The organism is Fibrobacter sp., from assembly GCA_017503015.1.
Classification (GTDB): Bacteria; Fibrobacterota; Fibrobacteria; order Fibrobacterales; family Fibrobacteraceae; genus Fibrobacter.
Map to the genome: position 1 here is coordinate 18,229 of JAFVTX010000054.1, position 22,183 is coordinate 40,411.

17 protein-coding genes are annotated in these 22,183 nt (G+C 52.4%); 10 read left to right on the forward strand and 7 right to left on the reverse strand.

Annotation, left to right across the window (positions count from 1 at the left end; all coding sequences use genetic code 11):
* Positions 1 to 67 precede the first annotated feature (67 nt).
* The 6 genes from IKB43_10115 to IKB43_10140 all read left to right on the forward strand — a co-directional run bounded on the left by IKB43_10115 (position 68) and on the right by IKB43_10140 (position 7,539).
* Entirely contained in the window at positions 68 to 1,261 is a 1,194-nt protein-coding gene (locus IKB43_10115; protein ID MBR2470479.1) for an NAD(P)/FAD-dependent oxidoreductase, read from the forward strand.
* Between the two features lie 9 nt (positions 1,262 to 1,270).
* Positions 1,271 to 1,717 (forward strand): SufE family protein, encoded by a 447-nt coding sequence (locus IKB43_10120; protein MBR2470480.1) that lies wholly within the window; start codon positions 1,271 to 1,273, stop codon positions 1,715 to 1,717.
* A gap of 9 nt (positions 1,718 to 1,726) precedes the next feature.
* The gene (locus IKB43_10125; protein ID MBR2470481.1) at positions 1,727 to 2,329 is read left to right on the forward strand and encodes a hypothetical protein; all 603 of its coding nucleotides are present in this window, start codon (positions 1,727 to 1,729) and stop codon (positions 2,327 to 2,329) included.
* Positions 2,330 to 2,720: 391 nt separating this feature from the next.
* Positions 2,721 to 4,169, forward strand: a complete 1,449-nt coding sequence (locus tag IKB43_10130) for a chorismate-binding protein (protein ID MBR2470482.1) — start codon at positions 2,721 to 2,723, stop codon at positions 4,167 to 4,169.
* 149 nt (positions 4,170 to 4,318) lie between these two features.
* Complete coding sequence (locus IKB43_10135) at positions 4,319 to 5,914, forward strand: bifunctional anthranilate synthase component II/anthranilate phosphoribosyltransferase (GenBank protein ID MBR2470483.1); 1,596 nt, start codon at positions 4,319 to 4,321, stop codon at positions 5,912 to 5,914.
* Positions 5,915 to 5,979: 65 nt separating this feature from the next.
* On the forward strand, positions 5,980 to 7,539 hold the full coding sequence (locus IKB43_10140; protein ID MBR2470484.1) for a bifunctional indole-3-glycerol phosphate synthase/phosphoribosylanthranilate isomerase: 1,560 nt from the start codon (positions 5,980 to 5,982) through the stop codon (positions 7,537 to 7,539).
* Here IKB43_10140 and IKB43_10145 read toward each other — a convergent pair.
* Together IKB43_10145 and IKB43_10150 are read right to left on the reverse strand one after the other, a co-directional pair.
* Positions 7,526 to 8,362, reverse strand: coding sequence for a hypothetical protein (locus tag IKB43_10145; protein ID MBR2470485.1), 837 nt, complete (start codon positions 8,360 to 8,362; stop codon positions 7,526 to 7,528). The two genes, IKB43_10140 and IKB43_10145, sit on opposite strands and share 14 nt — an antisense overlap.
* Positions 8,363 to 8,372: 10 nt before the next feature.
* Complete coding sequence (locus tag IKB43_10150) at positions 8,373 to 9,764, reverse strand: hypothetical protein (protein MBR2470486.1); 1,392 nt, start codon at positions 9,762 to 9,764, stop codon at positions 8,373 to 8,375.
* Between the two features lie 862 nt (positions 9,765 to 10,626).
* On the opposite strand from IKB43_10150, the gene trpB reads away from it, so the two are divergent.
* Both trpB and trpA read left to right on the forward strand, forming a co-directional pair.
* Positions 10,627 to 11,895: a tryptophan synthase subunit beta gene (trpB, locus tag IKB43_10155; GenBank protein MBR2470487.1), complete on the forward strand. Its 1,269-nt coding sequence runs from the start codon at positions 10,627 to 10,629 to the stop codon at positions 11,893 to 11,895.
* A 46-nt stretch (positions 11,896 to 11,941) separates the two neighbouring features.
* On the forward strand, positions 11,942 to 12,694 hold the full coding sequence (gene trpA, locus IKB43_10160) for a tryptophan synthase subunit alpha (GenBank protein MBR2470488.1): 753 nt from the start codon (positions 11,942 to 11,944) through the stop codon (positions 12,692 to 12,694).
* Positions 12,695 to 12,921: 227 nt separating this feature from the next.
* On the opposite strand, the gene IKB43_10165 is transcribed toward trpA, so the two are convergent.
* Positions 12,922 to 14,406, reverse strand: a complete 1,485-nt coding sequence (locus IKB43_10165) for an amidophosphoribosyltransferase (GenBank protein MBR2470489.1) — start codon at positions 14,404 to 14,406, stop codon at positions 12,922 to 12,924.
* A gap of 134 nt (positions 14,407 to 14,540) precedes the next feature.
* Between IKB43_10165 and IKB43_10170 the strand changes: the two genes are divergently transcribed.
* Positions 14,541 to 15,374 (forward strand): hypothetical protein, encoded by an 834-nt coding sequence (locus IKB43_10170; GenBank protein MBR2470490.1) that lies wholly within the window; start codon positions 14,541 to 14,543, stop codon positions 15,372 to 15,374.
* Positions 15,375 to 15,440: 66 nt separating this feature from the next.
* On the opposite strand, the gene IKB43_10175 is transcribed toward IKB43_10170, so the two are convergent.
* Both IKB43_10175 and IKB43_10180 read right to left on the reverse strand, forming a co-directional pair.
* The gene (locus IKB43_10175; GenBank protein ID MBR2470491.1) at positions 15,441 to 16,781 is read right to left on the reverse strand and encodes a putative DNA binding domain-containing protein; all 1,341 of its coding nucleotides are present in this window, start codon (positions 16,779 to 16,781) and stop codon (positions 15,441 to 15,443) included.
* 185 nt (positions 16,782 to 16,966) lie between these two features.
* A complete protein-coding gene (locus tag IKB43_10180) occupies positions 16,967 to 18,133 on the reverse strand; it encodes an NYN domain-containing protein (protein MBR2470492.1) in 1,167 nt (388 codons plus the stop codon).
* A gap of 390 nt (positions 18,134 to 18,523) precedes the next feature.
* Between IKB43_10180 and IKB43_10185 the strand changes: the two genes are divergently transcribed.
* On the forward strand, positions 18,524 to 21,271 hold the full coding sequence (locus IKB43_10185; protein MBR2470493.1) for a valine--tRNA ligase: 2,748 nt from the start codon (positions 18,524 to 18,526) through the stop codon (positions 21,269 to 21,271).
* Positions 21,272 to 21,385: 114 nt separating this feature from the next.
* Here IKB43_10185 and IKB43_10190 read toward each other — a convergent pair whose 3' ends face one another.
* Positions 21,386 to 21,664 (reverse strand): type II toxin-antitoxin system YafQ family toxin, encoded by a 279-nt coding sequence (locus IKB43_10190; protein ID MBR2470494.1) that lies wholly within the window; start codon positions 21,662 to 21,664, stop codon positions 21,386 to 21,388.
* A 3-nt stretch (positions 21,665 to 21,667) separates the two neighbouring features.
* Positions 21,668 to 21,931 carry a type II toxin-antitoxin system RelB/DinJ family antitoxin gene (locus tag IKB43_10195; GenBank protein MBR2470495.1) on the reverse strand — a complete coding sequence of 88 codons (264 nt, stop codon included), beginning with the start codon at positions 21,929 to 21,931 and terminating at the stop codon, positions 21,668 to 21,670.
* Positions 21,932 to 22,183 lie beyond the last annotated feature (252 nt).

Genomic DNA, 22,183 nt, shown 5'->3' on the forward strand with positions numbered 1-22,183 from the left:
TAAAATAAATAAAAAAATTCAGATAAAGGCAAGAAAAATGTAAAACAATGCTATTTTTTGCCTTGAAATGTCAAATTTCGCTCAAAAAGAGTACGATGTCATAGTCTGCGGGGCCGGTCCTGCCGGGCTGATGGCGGCCTGCACCCTAGGGTACTTGACCGGCACTGCCAGACGGATTCTTCTTTTGGACAAGAAAGCCCCCTGGAAGGAACCCATCTTTTGTGCAGAGGCAGTTTCTGCTGATAGGCTTGCGGCCCTTTGGCCCATTGACCCAGCCTTTGTGCGGGGCAAACTTTCGGGCATTTACTTTACCTCGCCCAAGCGTTACCGCGCCGAGTTCTACAGCAAGGACTGCGGCCTGATTCTCAACAGGGCCCTGTTCCACAAGAGCATCGCCGATTCTGCAAAGAACCACGGGGTAGAATGCCATTTTGACACCCTTATCCACAAGCTGGAACGCACCGAGACTGGCTGGAACGTCCAGGTATCCCAGGGAGACGAATCCGTCACCCTGTCGGCAAAGACCATCATTGACGCCTCGGGCCCCGGGTGCAGGCTCACCCGGAATATCCCCTGCCTTGACGGAATCGAGTCCGGCGATACGGACCTGGAAACAGGGATTTTCGCCGTAGCAGACGGCATCAAACACAGCCCCGAACACATCGAGCTGTTCTTCGGTAGCGAATTCCAGGACGGTTATGGCTGGATTTTCCCCCGAGACGGCAAAGAAGTGAACGTCGGTTTCGTGCTGGGCAAGACCGTAAAGAACGGAGAGCCCCTGCGCCAGAAGCTCATGAATTTTATCGCAAAGAACTACCCGGAAGCGACAGTGAAGGCCGTCTATGGCGGCATGATCGCCTGCGGGCAGTCCGACAAGCCTCTCGCCAAATGCGGGCTTTTCAAGGCGGGCGATGCCGCCAGCTGCGTGAACCCCATCAGCCGGTCGGGTATCGTGGAATCCCTGATTAGCGGAAAGATTGCCGCCGAAGCGGTGGACCAGTGGCTCAAGGACAGCGGAGAAAATCGGGAAGCCATCGAGGCCTCTACCCTCACCCGCTGGATGGAAGCCCTGGGCAAGAGCCACAAGCAAATCGCCAACGCCAAGGCGGGTTTCAACAGCATTACCGATGACCAGCTGGACAAGGCCGCCAAGCGGCTCTCCAGGCTGCCTCGAGAAAAACAGACCCTGGTCCGCATTTTCTGGAACGTGCTCTGGTCCTGCCCCTCAGTCATCTGGAAAATGCGCTCGTTCTTGCGTTAAGGTCGAACCATGCCAGAATCTATCCAGGAACGACAAGACGCACTCCGGGCGAAATTCGCAAGCTTTACAGACGCCGACGGCAAGTGGGAATACCTGCTGGGTCTCGCCCGCAACCACAAGGGAATGGACCCCGCCCTCAAGGCGGAAAAGTTTATCATCCAGGGCTGTGCCTCCACCATGTACCTGGTGCCGAACTTCAATGGCGAAATCATCCATTTCGAAATGGACGTAGAAGGCGGTACCACCAACCCGCTGATTAGCCGTGGACTTGGAGCGCTGGCGCTCCAGATTTACAACGACCAGACGCCGTCTGCTATTTTGTCTGTAAATCCGGAATTCTTCAGGGACATCGGCCTGAACGTAGGGCTCTCCCCCACCCGGAGCAACGGCTTTGCAAGCCTCGTGAAACAGATTTATTTATATGCCCGCGTCTTTGACGCACTATCCAAAAGGTAAGGTAGAATCATGTTCAGTTTCTTAAACGGAAAAAGCCCTTTTGACGAAGCAGAAGAAAAACTAGAAGCCGGGGAAACCGTCAACGGAAGGCCCAAGATGCCAAGCGGTCCCGTCATGGGATGGCAGGACGGGCTCTTCTTGCTGGTGGTTATCGGCCTGATCGTAGGCGGTTACCAGTATTACCAGCATTCCAAGACCGAAAGCGCCGAGACCTTCGCCCGCTGCAATGCCCTTTTTGACGAGGCGGCCACGAACCCCGAAAAATACCTGGATGCAGAAGCCTGCTTCGACAGCACCTGGGACCTGGGATTTGTAAGCGATACCATGGAAGTGCTCCGCCAGAACCGCATGGGCGAAATCCTGGACAAGCGGAACGCCCAGAAGGATGTGCTGGAAGACGCCAAGGACGCCCTTAGCCAGAAGGATACTGCCAAGGCGGTGGAAATTGTCCGCGGTTACCAGGGGGCCATGTTCCTGAGGAACTACGACAAGGAAGACTGGGAAAAGATTGCCAAGCTTGAAGTTGCGGCCCCGGCCGATTCGAATGCCACGGCGGCTGATTCGAGCGCTACGACAGCAAACAACGGTGCAGCCGAAGCAAAGGCCCAGTAACCGAGTTTAATCATTTTTGACAACATATATTATATATGAAAAGAGCGTCTAATGGCGCCTTTTTTATTACACACAATGTAAAAAAAAATGCATTTATTTGCGATTTTTTGATTTTTTTTGGAGAAACCCCTTGCCGAGGTTAACTTGTATTGATATCTTTGTGCCCATGATGAACTTTGTGACATGTGCAACCCTTAACCGTCGTTGGTGGCGCGGACTCTAACATAGAGCCCGGTATTTGTCGCAAATCACCCAAGATTTTAAAGCAAAGGCTTCCGGACTCACGGAGGCCTTTCTCTTTTACCAAAATCATTGAAATCCTCCGGAAACCAAAGCCTTTGCGAAACCCTAAACCAGGAACGCAAAAGAGTTTATAAACCAGAGGATCAAAATGACCAACAAGATCAAGCACATTACAGAACAACCGGGTTACGAGCCGCGTACCGACAGCATCTACGTGGCACTGCCCGGTGAACGTTACACCCCGTTTTCGCTGGGCAAGAAGCTGGGCGCGAAGGCAATTTTCGAGTCGGCAAGTTTTTCGCATGGCCGTAGCCGCTATTCTACCTTGATGATAGATGAAGGCTTCCGTCTGCGCCAGAACGACAAGGACGTAAGCATCGTTATCGACGGTAAGGAAAGCATCTTCCTCAAGGAAGGCGAGGGCGATATTCTCGATGCCCTCACGCTGATTTCTGCCGAAAATACGGTGCCGCCTAACCAGATTCCTATTCCCTCCTCGGGTGTGGGTTACCTCGGTTACGAATTCTGCGCCCGCTGCGATACTATCCGCCTCGCTCCGCAGGTGGACGAACTCAACATTCCCGAAGCGGAATTTTTGGTGGGCCACATCTACATCGTGTTCGACCACTTTACCGAAAAACTTCACCTGTTCGCGCTGAACTACGAAGAACACCAGATTGATTTGAAGGCCGCCATCGAGAACGTAAAAGCACGTCTTGCCGACTTGGACTTCAGCTACCTCGCTCCCGAACCGCAGTATAGCAAGGGCATTACGATGACCGACCTGGAACAGTCCCGCAAGGAATACGTGGAAAAGGTCGAAGCCTTGCAGAAGCATATTGTCGCAGGCAACATCGTGCAAGCCGTGCCCTCCCGTCGCATCCAGTTTGCAAGCGACATCGCGGCGCTGGATATTTACCGCCGTCTCCGCACGGTGAACCCGTCTCCGTACATGTTCTTCCTGGATTACGGTACGCACCAGTTTATCGGTGCCTCGCCCGAAAGCCTCGTGCGTGTGCGTGAAGGCATTGCGACGATTCACCCGATTGCGGGTACCCGCCGCCGCGGCAAGGACGATGCCGAAGATGAAGCCCTGATGAAGAACTTGAAGGGAGACCCGAAGGAACGCGCCGAACACCTAATGCTCGTGGATTTGGCCCGTAATGACCTCGGCCGCGTCTGCGAAGCCGGTACGGTGGAAACGACCAAGTACATGGAATGCGAAAAGTTCAGCCACGTGATTCACCTGGTGTCTGACGTGCAGGGCAAGGTTTCCAAGACCAAGAAGGCGATTGAAGTGCTGCGCTCCAGCTTCCCGGCCGGTACGGTGAGCGGTGCCCCGAAAATCAGCGCTATCGAAATCCTTTCGGGCCTCGAAAAGGTCAAGCGTCGCTTCTATGCGGGTGCGGTAGGTTACATGGAATCCGACGGCGATTTAGATTTTTGCATCGCCATCCGTTGCTGCCTCAAGCAGGGCAAGACCATCAGCCTGCAGGCCGGTGGCGGCATTGTCGCGGCCTCTAACGCCGACCGCGAATTCGAAGAAACGAATGAAAAGCTCGGAGCAATCAGAGCTGTACTGGAGGGGGAGAAATAGACAAAAATAGTCATGAGTCATCAGTTATGAGTTATCAGTATATAGTTTGGCGCCAAAGGCGCGATTATTAAAACTCAAAACTCAAAGACGCGTAGCGTGACTCACAACCCACAACTCACCCCACCAATCACTAACCACAGAGTTTAACTATGATCATCATCATCGACAACTACGACTCTTTTACTTACAACGTCTACCAGGCGCTTGCCAAAATCACTAACGAAGAAATCCGCGTGCTCCGTAGCCGCGAATGCACCATCGCCGACATCGAAAAGCTCTCCCCGAGCCGCCTCATCGTGAGCCCGGGACCGGGCCGCCCCGAAGATGCCGGCATCTCCGTGGAAGCCATCAAGCACTTTGCGGGCAAGCTCCCGATTCTCGGTGTGTGCCTCGGCCATCAGGCTATCGGTTACGCTTTCGGCGCGAAGATTGTGCAGGCCAAGTTCATCAAGCACGGCATCGCCGAAGAAATCGACCTGGACGGCAAGGGACTCTTCCGCACCATCGGCAAGAAGAACATCTTCACGCGTTACCACAGCCTGGTCGTTGACGAAGCGACGCTCTCTCCGGACTTCGAAGTGACCGCCCGCGCTACCGACGGCGACATCATGGGCATTCGCCACAAGACACTCCCCATTGAAGGCGTGCAGTTCCACCCGGAATCTATTGCCAGCGGCCGTGCCGACGAATTCTTCAAGGCGTTCCTCAACTACCGTCGCGAACCGCTTGACGTGCGTGGAATCTTGAACACGCTTACCGAAGGCAAGGACTTGAGCCGCGAAACCGCCGAAATGTTCATGGAAGACTTGACCGACGGCATCATGGACGAACGCCAGATGGCCGCAATCCTTACCGCACTTTCCAGCAAGGGCCCTGTTGCCGACGAAATCGCCGGTTGCGCAAAGGTACTCAGCAGCAAGAAGCGCAAGTTCCCCTACAGCGGTGATGAACTCACCGACATCGTGGGTACCGGTGGCGACGGCAAGGGCAGCTTCAACGTGAGTTCGCTTTCCGGCCTGATTGCCGCCAGCTGTGGCGCGAAGATTGCAAAGCATGGCAACCGCGCGGTTTCTAGCAAGTCCGGTGCCGCCGACTTCTACACGGCTGCAGGCTTCAAGCTGGACATGGCTCCCGAAAAGGCAGCTTCCGTCATCGACAAGACGAACTTCGTGTTCCTGATGGCGCCTGTTTACCACAGTGCCATGCGCTTTGCCGGCCCGGTTCGCGGCGTTCTCGGCGTAAAGACCATCATGAATCTGCTCGGCCCCCTCACGAACCCGGCCGAAGCCAAGTACCTGATGCTCGGCGTCTATAGCACGACCGTGCTGGAGCCGTTCACCAAGGCGGCAAAGGCCCTCGGCGCGAAGCGCGTGATGGTCGCCATCAGTGATGACGGCTACGACGAAATTTCGCCCTGCGTGCCGACGACCATCGCCGAAATCCTGGAAGATGGCGAGTACAAGACTTACCGCATCGACCCCAAGGACTTCGGCATCCCCTCCGTGGATCCCGAAGACCTCGCCGGCGGTACGGGCGTCGACAACTTCAATCTCGCTCTCGACGTGCTGAACGGCAAGGGCCGCCCGGGCATCAAGTACGCCTGCGCGCTGAACGCCGGTGCCGCCCTCTACATCAGCAAGAAGGCTGCAACCATCAAGGAAGGCTTCGACATGGCCATGAAGGCGATGGAAGACGGCTCGGTGCTGAAGAAAATCGAGGAAGTGAAGGTCGAAACGAATAGCTAAAAGAACAATAATGGATGTCATGCCCGCGCAGGCGGGCATCTCCTTTCATTTTGAAGTACAAAAACATGAGCGAAGATATTCTTGCGAAGATAGTGCGGATGCGCAAGGCCGACATCGAACGGCTTGGGCTTAACTTTGGCATCGACATTCCGGAAAAGCGACGCGTAGGCCATACGGAATTCCTCGGGAACGCCGGTGCGATTCTTGAGGTCAAGCGCGCATCGCCATCGAAGGGCGATATCGCTCCGGACTTGGACCCGGTTGGGCTCGCGACAACATACGCCGAGGCCCACGCCCAGGCGGTTTCGGTGCTGACCGAAGGCAATTTCTTTAAAGGCTCGCTCCGCGACTTGATTGCGGTAGCCGACCTGATGGAAAAGCGCCGGCAGCAAGGCTTGCATGCATGCGCCGTGCTCCGCAAGGATTTCTTGCTGTACGAAGACGAAATCGACATCGCGTACCGTTGCGGCGCCGATGCCGTGCTGCTGATTGCACGCATCCTGGATGACGATCAACTCGTGAAAATGGCGAAACGAGCGCAGTCTTTCGATATGCAGGCCTTTGTGGAAGTCCGCGAAAAGGACGATTTCCGCAAGCTTTCTGTTGTCACGAGCGCACTCGGGGACGATGCCGCAAAAACCATTGTCGCAGGTGTGAATTCCCGCGACCTGGCTACATTCCACACCGACCCGCTGATTCCCGCGTCAGTGCGTAGCAAGCTTCCTGCGAAGGCTGTCTTTGAGTCCGGCATTTTGAGTGCTGGCGACGCTGCCTATGCCCGCAGTCTCGGATTTACGGGAATCCTCGTAGGCGAAGCTGTGGCCAAGAATCCGCCACTTGCTAAAGAAGTTGTGGCCGCGTTCGAAAGCGGGCGCGAAAATGCCCGCGGTAAGTTCTGGAAGAAATTTGCCGAACGCAGGGATGCCAAAAGGTTTTCCGCAAAGTTCCCTGAGCTTGCCGAAGGGAGCGTGCGGCCTCATCCGCTCATTAAAATCTGCGGCATCACCCGTGTCGAAGACGGCCTATTAGCTGCCGAACTGGGCGCCGACATGCTGGGATTCGTGTTCAGCAACACCAAACGCTTGACTACCGACGAATTCGTGCGCAGTTTCGCCGCGAAAACTCGCTCTAATTTGTCATTCCCGCGCAGGCGGGAATCTCCGCTCCTCGTCGGCGTCATCACCGATCCGGAATCAGAAGAAGGCAAGACAGCCATCAAGCTCGCCCGTGAAGGTGTTCTCGATGCCGTCCAGTTCCACGGAATTGAACCATCAGCTGCCGACACCGGCCTCGCCCACTACTGCGCTGCCCGCGTAGGCACTCCCGAAGATTTCCAGACCGTCGCCAACCTCCGCACCCACGGCGAACCACGCATTCTCCTAGACGCGAAAGTCGAAGGCATTCCCGGTGGAACGGGCAAGACCATCCCCGAATCGCTCCTTCGGGAAAAAGCAGGCGACATTCCGCTCTGGCTTGCAGGCGGCATCACCCCCGAAAATGTCGGCACAATTTGCGAAAAGTTCAAGCCCGAACTCATTGATGTTTCCAGCGGTGTCGAAGACGCTCCGGGCGTAAAGAACAGCGATAAAATGCGGGAGTTGTTCGCAGCGATTACTTATAATTGACCGTCACGGTCCACTCCAATTCGCAATCTGTAGCATAACCGTCATTCTGCTTTACAGGTGTATTGACCTTGTTCCCCGCATCACTTATGATATAACAGTAGCCAGAAGACTTGAAAACATCTGACTGAATACTGTTGTGTTCATATACCTGGGGACATATTTGCACTGAATTGGCTCCACCGGAGAAATTCTTTGTGAAATACTGATGCCCAGTCCACTTGCCTATATCGTCATCAAGCTTAAACACATCCGTTTTTAGAGAATCTTTCAACTCATCATCAGAATACGTCTTGATAATAAATGAAATCCACGGGTCACCGTCACTATAATCTCCCTTATGCTTATTTTGATTCTCCCAATTATCAGAAACCTGTTTAAACAATGTTAAATCAATTTCCACGAAGAATTCCTTATACAGGAAAGCCTCTTCTTCGTTTCCATAAGCGGACTCCGTTGCAGAACTATAACGTGTTGTCTGGTCAATGACAGAACTGCTAGATTTTGCGTCAGAATCCCTTGAATCACGACCATTGTCAGCCGACTCATTCATCCAATCATAACAACCTTCCGTATCAGAACCAAGGTCCGCAGCAACCCGGGCACTATATCCCGAACACACATTCGAACACACATAATAAGCATCTTCACTTTCAACAAAAATTCTCTCACCATTATTGGCAGAGCCACATGTCCCAAGTTCATAAAGAGAGCTTACATTATCCCGTTTATCTTCTTGGTCACCCGCACTACTACCATCATCGCTGCAAGCAGCAAATAACAGAGGAATGCTCAATATAGCGGTATACTTGATTATCCTTTTCATGTTTTTCCTCCTATGGAATATCGTTGGGTACGATTCCGTACTCGCGGACCGCTTCAATGTCAATCAGTTCCGCATCACCGGATTCAAAATTTCCCGCATCAAGCTGCTCATTGAACTTTTCAATGCCCGAACTGTTGGCATAGGCAAATGTCGAAGTTCCACCAATCAGCGTTGTCTCCACAAAATCCAACGTATTACTATTCTTGTCAGTGCGCCACCCTACAAAAGCGTGTTCAGGGATATTGACAATGAATACCTGCATTCCCAGTGCTTCCAAGATGGAGGCGAACAAAACAGCAGTTTCAATGCACAGACCATCGCGGCTTCGGAGAGCCTCGATGGGGTAGTTTATTTTTTGTCCTGTACTTCCTGCACCGTTGTTCTGGAGATAAGTGATTTTTCTTGCCTGCAAGACTTCGTAGACTGCCTTGACGACGCGCTTGGAACTCTCGACAACTGTTTCGTCGTCGCTGTATTTCTGGTAAACCTTTACGGAGCCTTCCGGAAGTTTCTTCTTCAGGTCGTTCAGGATGTTCGGAATGGAATCCATGTTGGGAGTGACCCAAACTCCATACCACCAGTTTCTGTTTTTCACACCTTGTAGTTCACAGCCATTGACCTGCACGGGGTAGAGTGTGGTCGGCTCGGATGCGGAATAGAACAGGATTTCATGGTCGTTTTCCAGTGCGTAGGCACGAACCTGGATATTGACCTTTTCGGGAGCGGTAAGTTTGACAGCTTTAGTCATGTCAAAGATTAAAGGCGGAGCGAATACATCCGTTGTGTCGGGATTCACAATGCCAGAAACACTTCCCGTATCCGTCCAGTCAGTGATCCAGGCCTTAACCATGATTTTTTTCCAGCTGCAAGGCTCAGTGTCAAAAATGGATATGACTGAAGGACATGCATTGCGGACTATTACGGATACAGGCACCGGATAGATATCGCCATTACTATTCACATAATCCTTGTACATCAGCGGGTACTGGTTTGCAAAGGCAAGATTAATCTCTTCTTTGACGGTCCATTTGTAGGCATCTAGCTGCTTTATGATGCTTTGGCTGTAAATGTCATAATAGACAGAATCGTAAAGAGCCGCGTAGAGTGAATCGTAATCCGCCTGCTTGAGGCTATCAACCAGCGCTTGCCTGGTGGAATCCATCCATGCCGTACCGAAAGCATTGTCAAAGAGAATTTTATAGACGGTATCCACATACGGTTTCGCGTACAGGGTATCCCAAAGGGACTCCGTCACCTCGGCCCTGATGGCCGTTGCGAGAGAATCCACGTCTACTGGATCTGCATCACGGCCATCGGCCCCGTTCTCTCCTGAACAGGACGCGAGCAATAGCCCCAGGGACAAAATACCTCCCACGACAAGCCCAAAACCATTCCATCTCATAAAGCCTCCGTTTGTTGAAAATTCAACAGCGGAGTCCGTCTTGTTCAAGGCACTTTCGCCACAACAAAAAAAGGTGTGGAACCGCAAGTGCCCTAAACAGCTGAGGTAACGACCAAGTAACCCAATCGTCTGACAGGCACAAACGACCCACACCACAGGGTGCGAGCAATCGGCCTTATTCCTAGACGATGAAATATTGGTCGTTTTCCAGCTGTCTGAATAAGAACGAACTCTAAACTATGTCGTCATAAATATAAGCAAAAAACGGCAAAAAAGAGCAATATTTTCGACAAATGGGACTCAACAGACCCAAAATTGCGGTTTTTTGGCAAAAAAATTTACAAAAACTGCGTCACAACCCATTGACAGACAACGAATTAGTATATATATTGAAGTCATTAAGATGAATTTGGCAATCCGCTTTGACGCTAGCGCCGCTATCGACGAGGTTCTCAAAGAAGGGATTTAGGTATTGCCATTTTCATCCAGTGTTTAAAAAGGCGCTCGGTGTTCCCGACGCCTTATTTTTTGTGTTATTTTGTGAGGAATCCCTTGCCAATGGGGTCATGACTTCCTAAATTTTAGCACATGAAGATGAATGCAGTAATCCGTTTCAACCGTTGGTGGTGGGGCTCTACGAAATAGAGTCCGGTTTGCTGTTTTCATCAAGTGTTTTGTAAAAGGCTTTCGGACTCCCGAAGGCCTTTTTTGTTTAACCCTTAACCAGAAAAAAGTAATGAGTTATGAGTTGTCAGTTGTGAGTTCTTATAGTCGCGCCTTTGGCGCCAAATTATATACTGACGACTGAAAACAGACCATCACACATTAAATCCTAACCACTAACCACTGTTTACTAACCACTATGATCACCTCTGACAACGGTTTCTTTGACAAGTTCGGCGGCAAGTATGTTGCCGAAATCATCCGCCGCCCGCTGGACGACCTGGAAGCGGCGTTCAACAAGTACATCCACGATCCGGAATTCCTCGAGGAGTTGCACGTTATCCAGCGCGACTACATTGGCCGCGAGACTCCGCTGTACTTTGCCCCGACGGCGACCGAACTCTTGGGTGGTGCGCAGATTTACATCAAGCTCGAAGGCCTCGCCAACACGGGCGCACACAAGATCAACAACGCCATCGGTCAGTGCTTGCTCGCAAAGAAGATGGGCAAGACCCGCATTATCGCGGAGACGGGTGCCGGCCAGCACGGGCTCGCTACCGCAGCGGCCTGCGCAAAACTTGGCCTTGAATGCGTCGTATATATGGGTGAAGTGGACGTCCGCCGTCAGCAGCCCAACGTAGCCACCATGGAAATGTACGGTGCCAAGGTTGTGCCGGTCACGAGCGGTAGCCGCACCCTGAAAGATGCCGTAAACGAAGCCATGCGGGACTGGGCCACGAATTTCAAGAACACCCACTACGTGCTGGGTTCCGCCCTGGGACCTGCGCCCTTCCCGGATATCGTTCGCACGTTCCAGTCCATCATCGGCGAAGAGGTTAAGCGCCAGGCTGCAGAACGCCACATCGACATCGCGGCGGTTGTGGCCTGCGTGGGTGGCGGTAGCAATTCCATCGGCGTGTTCACCCCGTTTATCGAAGACAAGAATGTGCGCCTGATCGGTGCAGAAGCCGGCGGTATCGGGCCGAATGTGGGCGAAAACGCAGCCCGCATGACAGGCAACGCCAGCCGCGAAGGAATCGTGCAGGGCTACAAGAGCCGTTTCCTCATTGACGAAGACGGTCAGTCCATGCCGACCCGCTCCATTTCGGCAGGTCTTGACTACATGGGAATCGGCCCACAGCTTGCCGCCCTCGGCGAATCCGGCCGCGTGGAATTCACCGCCATCCTCGACAAGGAAGCTCTGGAAGCGGTGAAGTTCTTCGCCCGCAACGAAGGCATTCTCTTTGCCCTCGAAAGCGCCCACGCGGGTGCTGCCGCCATGAAGATTGCGAAGGAACTCCCGAAAGACAAGGCGCTGGTCATCAACATGAGTGGCCGCGGCGACAAGGACATCTTTATCACGAGCCCGGTGTTCCGCCCCGAAAAGTGGAAGGAATTTTTGAAAGCCGAACTCAAGCGCCTCGACAACAACGAGGACATCCATGATGCGGAGATAATGAACAAATAAAAGGAGATGCCCGCCTTCGCGGGCATGACAAAACGGGATTATAACTATGAACTTAATGTCTCATCTCATTGCCGGGTTTCCGGACGCAGAAACTTCTATCGCCATCGCCGACGCTCTTGTGAAGGGTGGCGCCAACATCCTTGAAATCCAGCTGGCCTTCAGTGACCCCAGCGCCGACGGTCCGGCGATTCAGACGGCATCGACCATTGCGCTGGAAAAGGGCTACTCCACCAAGCAGGGACTTGCCATCGTGAAGCAGATTCACGAACGCCATCCCGAGACGCCTATCTACATCATGACCTACGGCTCCCTGGCCTTTACGCCAGGCGTCGAGAACTTCGTGAAGATGTGCAAGGACGCCGGCGTTTCCGCCTGCATCATTCCGGACTTGCCGTTTGACGGAGACGAAGGCTTGACCGAGGCTTGCAAGAAGCACGGTCTTGAAAACATCCCGGTGGCCGCTCCCTCCATGACGAAGGAACGTCTCGAAACGATGGCTTCAAAGGGCTTCAAGTACATCTACGCCGCACTCCGTGCGGGCACGACCGGCAGCGAGACGACCATTGACCAGGCGACCCTGGACTTTATTGACACCGTCGGTAAGGGTGGCGCCAAGGTGCTGGGCGGATTCGGCATCCGCAATGGCGAACAGTCCAGAGTGCTCTCCAAGCATGTGTATGCCGTGGTGGCAGGTTCCGTTTTCGTGAACATCGTGCTCTCTAACGAAGATTCCGATGAAGGTCGCAAGAAGGCCATCGCCGAAATCGAGGCGAAGGCTAAAGAGATTTCGGGATCTTGATACGCCGAAATGATAGCGGATCCTCGCCTTCGCGAGGATGACGAGAATTATCGCGAGGATGACGAGAAATACCGCGGGGTCTTAGGGGCAGGGCCCCTAGGCGTGGGGGTAGGCAAAGACTTGCCTTAGATCCTTCGACGGAGTTTACCCTGAGCTTGTCGAAGGGCTCAGGATGACACCTAGGCAAGGCTTTGATGAGGGGGATTCTTCCCCCTTTTTAATATGGACTATTCCTTGTCTTTCTTGGAGTGGCAAGCGCACTCGCCGCCTTCGCAGGGGCAGTGGTAGCAGTCGCCGGTTTCGGCGTAGTCCTTGCCGGTCCAGCAGAAGGTGCAGAGCTGTTCGGCCGGGAGCCCGATGGCGTGTATCAGGTCGTCGATACGCTGGAACGCAAGGGTCGTGAGGTTCAGCTTCTGGCGGATGTATTCCACCATGCCCTTGTAGGCATCGCTATCGGGGTCGGTGTACTTTTCCAAGTCCGGATTTTCGCCTTCCTGGTCGCGAATATAGCGGCGGGTAATCAGGTCGTACTCGTTCTTGCTGCGGGAGAAGTTGATGAACTTGCAGGGGAACACGAGAGGCGGGCAGGCGATACGCATGTGGGTTTCTTTACAGCCCAAGGAGTAGAGCTTTTGGGCCTGCTTGCCGAGCTGGGTGCCACGGACGATGGAGTCGTCGCAGAACACCAGGCGGCGGTCCTTGATGAGCCCCGGAATGGGGATGAGTTTCATGGAAGCCACGCGCTCGCGCTGTTTCTGGTCTTGGGGCATGAAGGAGCGGGCCCAGGTAGGCGTGTACTTAACGAAGGGGCGGGCGAACTTGATGCCGGCCTCGTGGGCGTAGCCCAGGGCGTGGGAGGTTCCGGAGTCGGGGATTCCGCAGGCGGCGTCGGCTTCGGTGGGAGTGCGCTTTGCAAGGGCGGAACCGCAGCGGTAGCGGGTCATTTCCACGTTGCGCCCTTCGTAGCAGGAGGCAGGGTAACCGTAATAGACCCAGAGGAAAGAGCAGATGGCCATCTTGTCGCCGGGCTTGACCAGCGTGGTGTCGCCATCGGGAGTGAGTTCCACGACTTCGCCCGGGCCCAGGTCGCGGACGTGCTCGTAGCCCAAGTTCTGGAGGGCGCAGCTCTCTTGCAGGGCAATCATGGCGCCGTCTTTTTTGCCCAGCACGATAGGCGTGCGGCCCCATCTGTCGCGGCTGGCGTAGAACTTGCCTTTTTCGTCCATCAAAAGAATGGAGCAGCTGCCCTTGACTTTTTCGTGGACATACTTGAGGCCATCGACGATGGAATCCTGAGTAGCAATGAGGGCGGACACCACCTCGGTGGGCCCCACCATTCCACTGGTGGTGGAATACTGGAGCTGCATGCAGTTGTTCTTGAAAAGCTCGTTCTTGATTTCTTCGATATTCGTAATCAAGCCCACTGTCACGATGGCGAACGTACCGAGCTTGGAGGTCATGACCAGCGGCTGCGGGTCTGTATCCGAAATAACGCCAATGCCCATGTTGCCCGAGAAGGTGGCCAGGTCGTGCTCGAACTTGCTGCGGAAGGGAGTGTTCTGGATGTTGTGGATGGAGCGGTGGAAAGTTCCGTTGGATTTCAGCACCGCCATGCCGCCGCGATGCGTTCCGAGATGTGAATGGTAGTCGGTCCCGAAAAAGAGGTCGCTGACGCAATCTTCTTTAGAAACCACTCCGCAAAAGCCACCCATGTTGGACTCCTTGTCGTAAAAAAAGGGATTTTGTGCGGAAAAAATTAGAAAAAATGTCCAACCCAAAGGGACTTTCCTTTAAAAGCACTGTTTACTATCTTTGTGACTGGAGATTCTTTTACAAGGAGCGGAAAATGAAGAAACTCGTCCAGTTTTTTGCTATCGGCTTGATACTCATGGCGATAACGGCCTGCTCCCCCACTCTCCATTCTATGGGTGCGGCCTCCATGCCCGCTCCCGTGACCCACAGGGCCACCTCGGATAGCGCCGTTACCGAATTCGAAGTGGCGGCCTCCGGATTCTGGGCCCACAACGGCGACGCGGACAACATCAAGCAGATGAACGGCGGCGGCGGTAACGTGAGCGCCACCTACCGACTGGGCAAAATCTTTTTCATGAGCGCCGCAGTGGGTGGTTTCGGTGGCTCCCTCAAGTTCAGCTGCGATGAAGACGCCGACTGTAACGACATAGTCACCTTTACTAACGAAGAGAAGACAAAAACCTACAGCATCAACGGGTCTGACAACTACAACGACTGGCTGAAAACCAGCGAAGGCAAAAAGTCCTACAGTTTCAGTAACATACAGGAACGCTTCTTGTTAGGCATCGATGCCAACCTGGGCAAGTACGTTATTCTGGGCGTGGCCGGCGGTATCCAGGCCTACCAGGGAGGCTCCGACTACGACGAAATCCGCGAAGAACTGGGCGACCTGGGCTACATCGACAACTCCGACGCGAAAAACGGGATAGCTCCCACATCAGCCTGGTGGATTGGCATGCGTTTCGGCAAGAACGGAAAGTTCGGGAACTTCACCATCGAATTCGACGATGTGTACAAGGGCACTATCGGCGACTGGGTCGGCGCCCGCAAGTACACCTACGCCCACCCCACCGGATTTTTCCTGGGGGTGACCGAAGGCGACCTGATTTCTTTGGGCGTGTTCGCGGGTAAGCAGTTCGTGTTCTAGGAATTGCTCGGAAAGTTCAATGTAAGCGTGTCTTTGGGGCGCGTTTTTTTGTAAATTATCCGACAGTTACCGGTTCACTTTCCAGTGACCACCCTTGTCAGGGCCTATCCGACGGATAAGCCCTTTTTGTTGCAGTTTCTTTATGTTCTCTTTCGTTTTTCTAAGCGAAATTCCTAGAATTTTTGCAAGACCAATTGCCGTAACAAAGGGATTTTTCTCCATTTCTCTTATTATTATAGCCTGATTTTCAGTGACCTTTTCAGTGACCTTTTCAGTGACCTTTTCAGGCCGTTTATCAGAAGCATCCAATTGAGGAATTTTGAATTCCAGCATTACATCGCAAGGATGCACCGTATATTCCGTCTTTACGCCATAATCGGCACAAAGCTTGCACATATTCTCGATTCCACGTCCCCAGGCTTCCACATAGCCAGCCCTAAAGAACGCATTCGCAATCTTAGGGTTGTATTGTTCTGAACGGTGTCGCTGCATAAGCGTTTCAGCTGTCCAATTTGCAGGAAAAACACAATCATTGCTGATTAGTACGAGATCTTCATGTATTCGTATTTGGATTTGCACCCCAGAATCGTAATTAGAATGCATCAACGCATTGAATACGGCTTCGCGCATGGCATCCTTAGGAATCGGATAACGCTCCACACGAATCAAGCCATCATAACTGATACGAGCCTTAAAATACTTGAGATATATGAGTTCAACAACCCTGTCTGCCTGAATAAATAACGACCCGTAAATTTCATCCTGATATTGCAAATCAGGACCATCACCAAAGAAACCTATTTTCACATAAGCACCGCCAAACCATCTTTCCGGTTTGCGATGAAAAAGCAGAACCGCAGCCCGAGTCAATTTTCCATTCTCGGTCAAATTCAAATTGTCGAGCAGTTCTTCATTCGTCATCGCCAAATCCTGCGCAGTCATTCTGCCGGATTTCTTTGCCTCACGACGAAAAATGTCGAAGCTTTCCTTGTCCAAATCCCTAAATTCAACACCATCAACAGGCATAGCATCCCATTTTGTCCGGGTCCTGTCCAACAAAAAATGCGTAAGAGCAGGCCCCTGCAAAAGCTGCTTTGTACTTCCGCTTCTATAGTGATATTCTCCCCTGTAATTTATGGGTTCAGAACTGGCAGGAACCGATATTTCAATGTATTCCTTTGAATCTGCAGAAAGCAAATTCACATCAACAAGCATGCCTAACGATTCCCTAATCTTGTTCGGGATATCTTCCATGAGCCTTTTGGCGTTCAGCACACCGCATACTTGTCCATCGTCGCTGACGCCGATATACAACTTGCCGCCCTGCGCATTGGCAAAGCCGCAAATCCACTTGAGATATTCATCCCTCCACGACGACTTGTATTCGATATTTTGACTTTCTGGCATTTTGCACCTCTCTTTTTGATGTTAGAGGCGTTTTCGCAGAAACCGAAAGCTGATTAAAACGAAAACGCACCTCGCCATTTGTAAAGCGAGATGCGTCGGGCATTAATGTACCTAATATCCCTAATATTGGCAAGGGGTGTAAGGAAATTTTACAAAGGGAAGGAATTTATCGCAACATTCATTTTCTATTCTATAACACCACGATATGCCGACAAGAGAGAATGAACTTCATCATCAGTCGTATACCGACCATAAAGCAGTGCTTTTATTTCTGACTCCTTGGCTTTAAAGCCCGCGTCTTTCAATCCGGCCGCCAAACGATCAAGCATAGCCTTATCTATTTCGTACCAGTATTTATTATTCTTTTCAATCTTCCAAAGTTTTTCTTCTTCTGTACCATTAATTTTCACCAACTTTGCTTTATAAAAAATTCCTAGGACTCGATTAATAATTCCACTAGTCGTTCCAATCATATTCTTTGATGTAATTTCCTGCACAAGAGCCTGCTTGCTCTTTGATTTCTGCGCGGTTTTATCACAAACCAACTTAAATATTTTACGTAAAGTCGCCTTCGGAAAAACATCCCACCCTTTCTTCTTCAAAATTTTCGCCAAAGTCATTTGTGCATCTTCTTGCACATTCACTTTCTTCTTGACTAGTGACACAACAAGAGTCCCATTCCCGTCATCTTTTATTTCCGCAAAATCAGTAGCATTTACAAAATCCTTGAATGTTTTAAATCCAAGTCGTTTTTCACTGAAAGCGTTGTCCCGTTCCAACATTTTAGACTTAAGCGCAGACAAGTGAATAGAGCCGTCTTCTTCTTGCAAAATAGATTGAAGAATGTCTATAAAATCAATTTTTTCCGAAACGAGCATACTATTACGTTCGGTTTCGTCAGCATTTTCCTCATCGGCATTATCCGTGTAGATATACCTTGAGCAAGAATTCTTAACACATTCGCTGAGCGGGGATTTCGGACCAACACCTATCACGTCCTTTCCTTGTTCACGTAGTTTACGGAATAACGGAGAAAAATCAGAATCACCAGTTGCAAGCACAATCCACTGGGCCTGCGATTCAATCGCCACTTCCATGGTATCAACAGTCATTTTAATATCTGTAGAATTTTTCCCACTGACAGGATGGAATGTATGTATCAGTTCAAACCCATTTTCATTCAGCACAGACTGCAACGGGGCCAACTGCGTAGTAGACCACTTGCCATACGCCTTGCGTACGACTACTTGTCCCAGGGAACGCAGTTCTTCCATCAGGGTTTCAACACCGCCGTTCTTTACCCAAGAGGTCAAGTTTTCCGCATCAATGAAAATTGCAACGTGATTAGACATTCACTTTACCTATTTTTTTACAGGATTCCTTTTTTAAATCTACAAAAAGAATGGGGTTTTAGGGGCGGAGCCCCACCTTGGTGGCCATGCGCACTAAGCACTTCCCCAAAGAGGATAACTCTACTATGGCAACAAGTTGCCAAGTATCGTATAAAAGCGCTAAGTGCTGTCCGCCCTAGGCGAAGGGGTAGCGGAAGACGAAGGGAGATCCCCGCCTTCGCGGGGATGACTTTCGGCTGGAGCGAGGGGAAGGCCTTCCCCTTTTTAATAAAAAAACAAGGGAGATTCCCACCATGGTGGCCATGCGCACTAAAAGCAAAGCTTTAAGTGCTGTCCGCCCGGTCAAGCCGGGAATGACAATAGGGGCATTTTACTAAATTTGTGCCCACTATGGAAACTCGTTACAATTCTAAAGATGTGGAAGCCCGATGGCATAAGACCTGGGCTGAGAATAACAGTTTTGCACCCAGCGGAAAGGGCGAACCGTTCTCGGTCGTGATTCCGCCCCCGAACGTTACCGGCGCGCTCCATCTGGGACACGCGCTCAACGATACGCTCCAAGATATTTTGGTACGCTACCGCCGTAAGACGGGCCGCGACACGCTGTGGATTCCGGGTACGGACCACGCGGGCATCGCCACGCAGGCCGTGGTCGAAAAGCGCCTTTTCCAGGACGAACACAAGACCCGCCACGACATTGGCCGCGATGCGCTGGTGGAACGCATCTGGAAGTGGAAGGACGAATACGAAGCCCGCATCACGAAGCAGCTCAAGAGCCTGGGCGTCAGCTGCGACTGGAGCCGTCAGCGCTTCACGCTGGACCCGGTCTGCGCAAAGGCCGTGCGCCACGCCTTCTTCAACCTGTTCAAGAAGGGCCTCATCTACCGCGGCAAGCGCCTGGTGAACTGGGATACCAAGCTCCAGACCGCCGTCGCCGACGACGAAATCTACTACGAACACGTGAAGGGCCACTTCTGGACGTTCAAGTACCCCCTGGCCGACGGTTCGGGATTTATCCCCGTTTCGACCACCCGTCCGGAAACCATCATGGGCGATACCGCCCTCGCCGTGCACCCCAACGACGAACGCTACGCGCAGTTCATCGGCAAGATGCTCAAGGTGCCCTTCGTTGACCGCGAAATTCCGGTGATTGCCGATGCTATCTTGGTGGACAAGGACTTCGGTACGGGTTCCGTGAAGGTGACGCCCGCACATGACCCGAACGACTATGCGACGGGTCTTCGCCACAAGCTCCCGATGATCAACATCATGAACGATGACGGCAGCTTGAACGAAAACGCCGGCAAGTTCCAGGGCCTCAAGGGCCAGGCCGCACGCGATGCCGTGGTGGCAGGGCTTGAAGAACTCGGACTCCTCATCAAGGTGGAAGACCACGAAATGGACGTGGGTCACTCCGACCGTTCCAAGACTGTGATCGAGCCGTACCTCAGCGACCAGTGGTTCGTGAAGATGGACGTGCTCGCCGAAAACGCGATGAACGCAGTGAAGTCGGGCGAAATCAAGATTATCCCCGAACGCTACGCCAACAAGTATCTGGACTGGCTTGCCGAAAAGCGCGACTGGTGCATCAGCCGCCAGCTCTGGTGGGGCCACCGCATTCCCATTTGGCACACCGACGCTAGCGAAGACGAACTGAAGGCCGCATTTGCGGGCCGCGACGACATCTACTTCTACAAGGCCGAAAACGGCGGCTACCTGGTGTGCAGCCAGGAAGAAGACCTGAAGTCTGACGCCGTGCCGGGTCACGAACTCAAGCAGGAAGAAGACGTGCTCGACACGTGGTTCTCCAGTGGACTCTGGCCGCATTCTACCATGGGCTGGCCGGGAAACACCGACACGCTCAAGCGCTACTACCCCACCAGCGTGCTCGTGACGAGCCGCGACATCATTACGCTGTGGGTCGCCCGCATGGTGCTCTTCAGCCAAGAGAACATGGGTACGGTCCCGTTCCACACGGTGTATATTCACCCGAAGATTCTGGACGGCAATGGTCAAACCATGAGCAAGTCCAAGGGCAACGGCGTGGACCCGATGGATATCGAAGAGAAATACGGCACCGACGCTCTGCGTTTTGTGATGGCAAGCCTCTGCACCGACAACCAGGACGTGCGCCTGCCGGTGAAAAAGGAAAAGCAGCCGGATGGCCGCGAAATCAACACCAGCGAAAAGTTCGAAATCGGCCGTAACTTCAGCAACAAGCTGTGGAACGCCTGCCGCTTCCTTTACCCGCAGCTCGAACAGGCCGGTGCGCTTGCTGCCGAACTCCCGATGGACAAGAGCTTGTTCGCTCTCGAAGACAAGTGGATTCTTAGCCGCCTGCAGACGACCATCAAGGACGCCACCCGCATGCTCGAAGAATACCACTTCGCCGAACTCGCCGGGTTCCTGTACCGCTTCGTGTGGGACGACGTGTGCTCCAGCTACTTGGAAATCAAGAAGTCCGTGATCAACAGCGAAACGCTCACCGCCGAGAAGAAGAACGCCATGGCCATCCTCAGCTACGTGCTGAAGAACGTGCTCGACCTGCTCCACCCGGTGATGCCGTTCATTACCGAAGAGCTCAACAGCATCCTGTTCCAGGGCAGCGAAATGGTGATCAGCCGCGCATGGCCCAAGGCCGACGAATCGCTCATTGACGCAAAGATCGAAGCCGCATTCGACCAGGCATTTGCCGTGGTGGAAAGCGTGCGTGGCGTGCGTGGCCGCTACAACGTGAGCCCCGCCACCAAGCTGAACGCCGTGGTGAGCGTCGACGACGCCGCAACGGAAGCCAGCGTGAAGGACTGCATGGCAATCATCACCGAACTTTCGGGTCTTTCTGACCTGAGCGTCGCCGTGAAGGCCGTGAAGCCGAAGTTCAGCGCCAGCGCCGTGGTACCCGGTGGCGAACTCTACATCCCGCTGGAAGGTATCCTCGACCCGGCTGCAGAAATCGCCCGCCTCGAAAAGGAAATCGAGAAGGCCAAAGCATTCGCCGCTTCGATTGAACGCAAACTCTCGAACGAAAAGTTTGTGAGCGGCGCCCCCGAAGCAGTTGTGAACGCCGAACGCACCAAGCTCGCGACGCAGCAGGACATTATTGCGAAGAATGAGGCTGCGCTGAAGGAACTGAAGTGACACAAGCCGCAAACGCGGATTGTGTCATCCTGAGCGGAGAGGCGCAAGCCTCGTAGTCAAAGGATCTAAAAAGCATTAAGAGGTGTTCTTAGAACACCTCTTTTTTTTGTCAACCTATTTTCCGAATAAATCCGAATGTGAGCCAGTCGCTGTCGCCGAAAGAATCAATTCATCATTAAATATCTGATACATCAAAAGCCAATCCGGCTCAATATGACATTCTCTAAAATCGGACAAAGTTCCAACCAACTGATGATCTCGATTGTTAGGCGGAAGTGGTTCACCTTTCGACAACTTATCCAGTACAGCGATTAATTTGTTTAAGTCTTTACCACGTTTTTTCATGACCTTGACATCATGCTTCATGCGGCTAGTGTACTTAATCTGGAACAAAGGCTATTCCTCCAGCATAGAGGCAACAGCATCTGCAGCCGTGGCATAAGGGCCATGGAGATTCTTGCGACTACGTGTATCTTCAATAGCCTTTTCCAAGGATAAGTCCTCGGGTGCATGACGGACTTCAAAAGGAATCCCTTTATGCTCAATGGCAAAAGTCAAGAATATGCGGATAGCCGTAGATGTATCCATACCGAGAGACTGGAACAAGTCGTCCGACTTCTTTTTCAGGTCATCATCGACCCTCATTTGCAGCGTAGCCATAGTCAAGCTCCTTTTTCCGTAAATATACATTATTCATAAGCACAAGTCAATAAAATTGTATAAAAACGTATTGACAAATCATTACACTTTCTATCAAGACGATCCTTTTTCTGACCATCACTGAAAAAGGTTGACACTTTTTAGGTGATTTTACTGACCGGGTTGACAGTTTCTCTGACTTGGTTTACACCTTTTCCCCGGTATATCGATCCCGGTTGACAGTTCAACCGACTTGGTTGTCACTGCCGACTG

Bases quoted from the DNA above. Each gene is read 5' to 3' on its own strand.
- IKB43_10115 (MBR2470479.1), top strand. From the start codon at position 68: ATGTCAAATTTCGCTCAAAAAGAGTACGATGTCATAGTCTGCGGGGCC.
- IKB43_10120 (MBR2470480.1), top strand. From the start codon at position 1,271: ATGCCAGAATCTATCCAGGAACGACAAGACGCACTCCGGGCGAAATTC.
- IKB43_10125 (MBR2470481.1), top strand. From the start codon at position 1,727: ATGTTCAGTTTCTTAAACGGAAAAAGCCCTTTTGACGAAGCAGAAGAA.
- IKB43_10130 (MBR2470482.1), top strand. From the start codon at position 2,721: ATGACCAACAAGATCAAGCACATTACAGAACAACCGGGTTACGAGCCG.
- IKB43_10135 (MBR2470483.1), top strand. From the start codon at position 4,319: ATGATCATCATCATCGACAACTACGACTCTTTTACTTACAACGTCTAC.
- IKB43_10140 (MBR2470484.1), top strand. From the start codon at position 5,980: ATGAGCGAAGATATTCTTGCGAAGATAGTGCGGATGCGCAAGGCCGAC.
- IKB43_10145 (MBR2470485.1), bottom strand. From the start codon at position 8,362: ATGAAAAGGATAATCAAGTATACCGCTATATTGAGCATTCCTCTGTTA.
- IKB43_10150 (MBR2470486.1), bottom strand. From the start codon at position 9,764: ATGAGATGGAATGGTTTTGGGCTTGTCGTGGGAGGTATTTTGTCCCTG.
- trpB (MBR2470487.1), top strand. From the start codon at position 10,627: ATGATCACCTCTGACAACGGTTTCTTTGACAAGTTCGGCGGCAAGTAT.
- trpA (MBR2470488.1), top strand. From the start codon at position 11,942: ATGAACTTAATGTCTCATCTCATTGCCGGGTTTCCGGACGCAGAAACT.
- IKB43_10165 (MBR2470489.1), bottom strand. From the start codon at position 14,406: ATGGGTGGCTTTTGCGGAGTGGTTTCTAAAGAAGATTGCGTCAGCGAC.
- IKB43_10170 (MBR2470490.1), top strand. From the start codon at position 14,541: ATGAAGAAACTCGTCCAGTTTTTTGCTATCGGCTTGATACTCATGGCG.
- IKB43_10175 (MBR2470491.1), bottom strand. From the start codon at position 16,781: ATGCCAGAAAGTCAAAATATCGAATACAAGTCGTCGTGGAGGGATGAA.
- IKB43_10180 (MBR2470492.1), bottom strand. From the start codon at position 18,133: ATGTCTAATCACGTTGCAATTTTCATTGATGCGGAAAACTTGACCTCT.
- IKB43_10185 (MBR2470493.1), top strand. From the start codon at position 18,524: ATGGAAACTCGTTACAATTCTAAAGATGTGGAAGCCCGATGGCATAAG.
- IKB43_10195 (MBR2470495.1), bottom strand. From the start codon at position 21,931: ATGGCTACGCTGCAAATGAGGGTCGATGATGACCTGAAAAAGAAGTCG.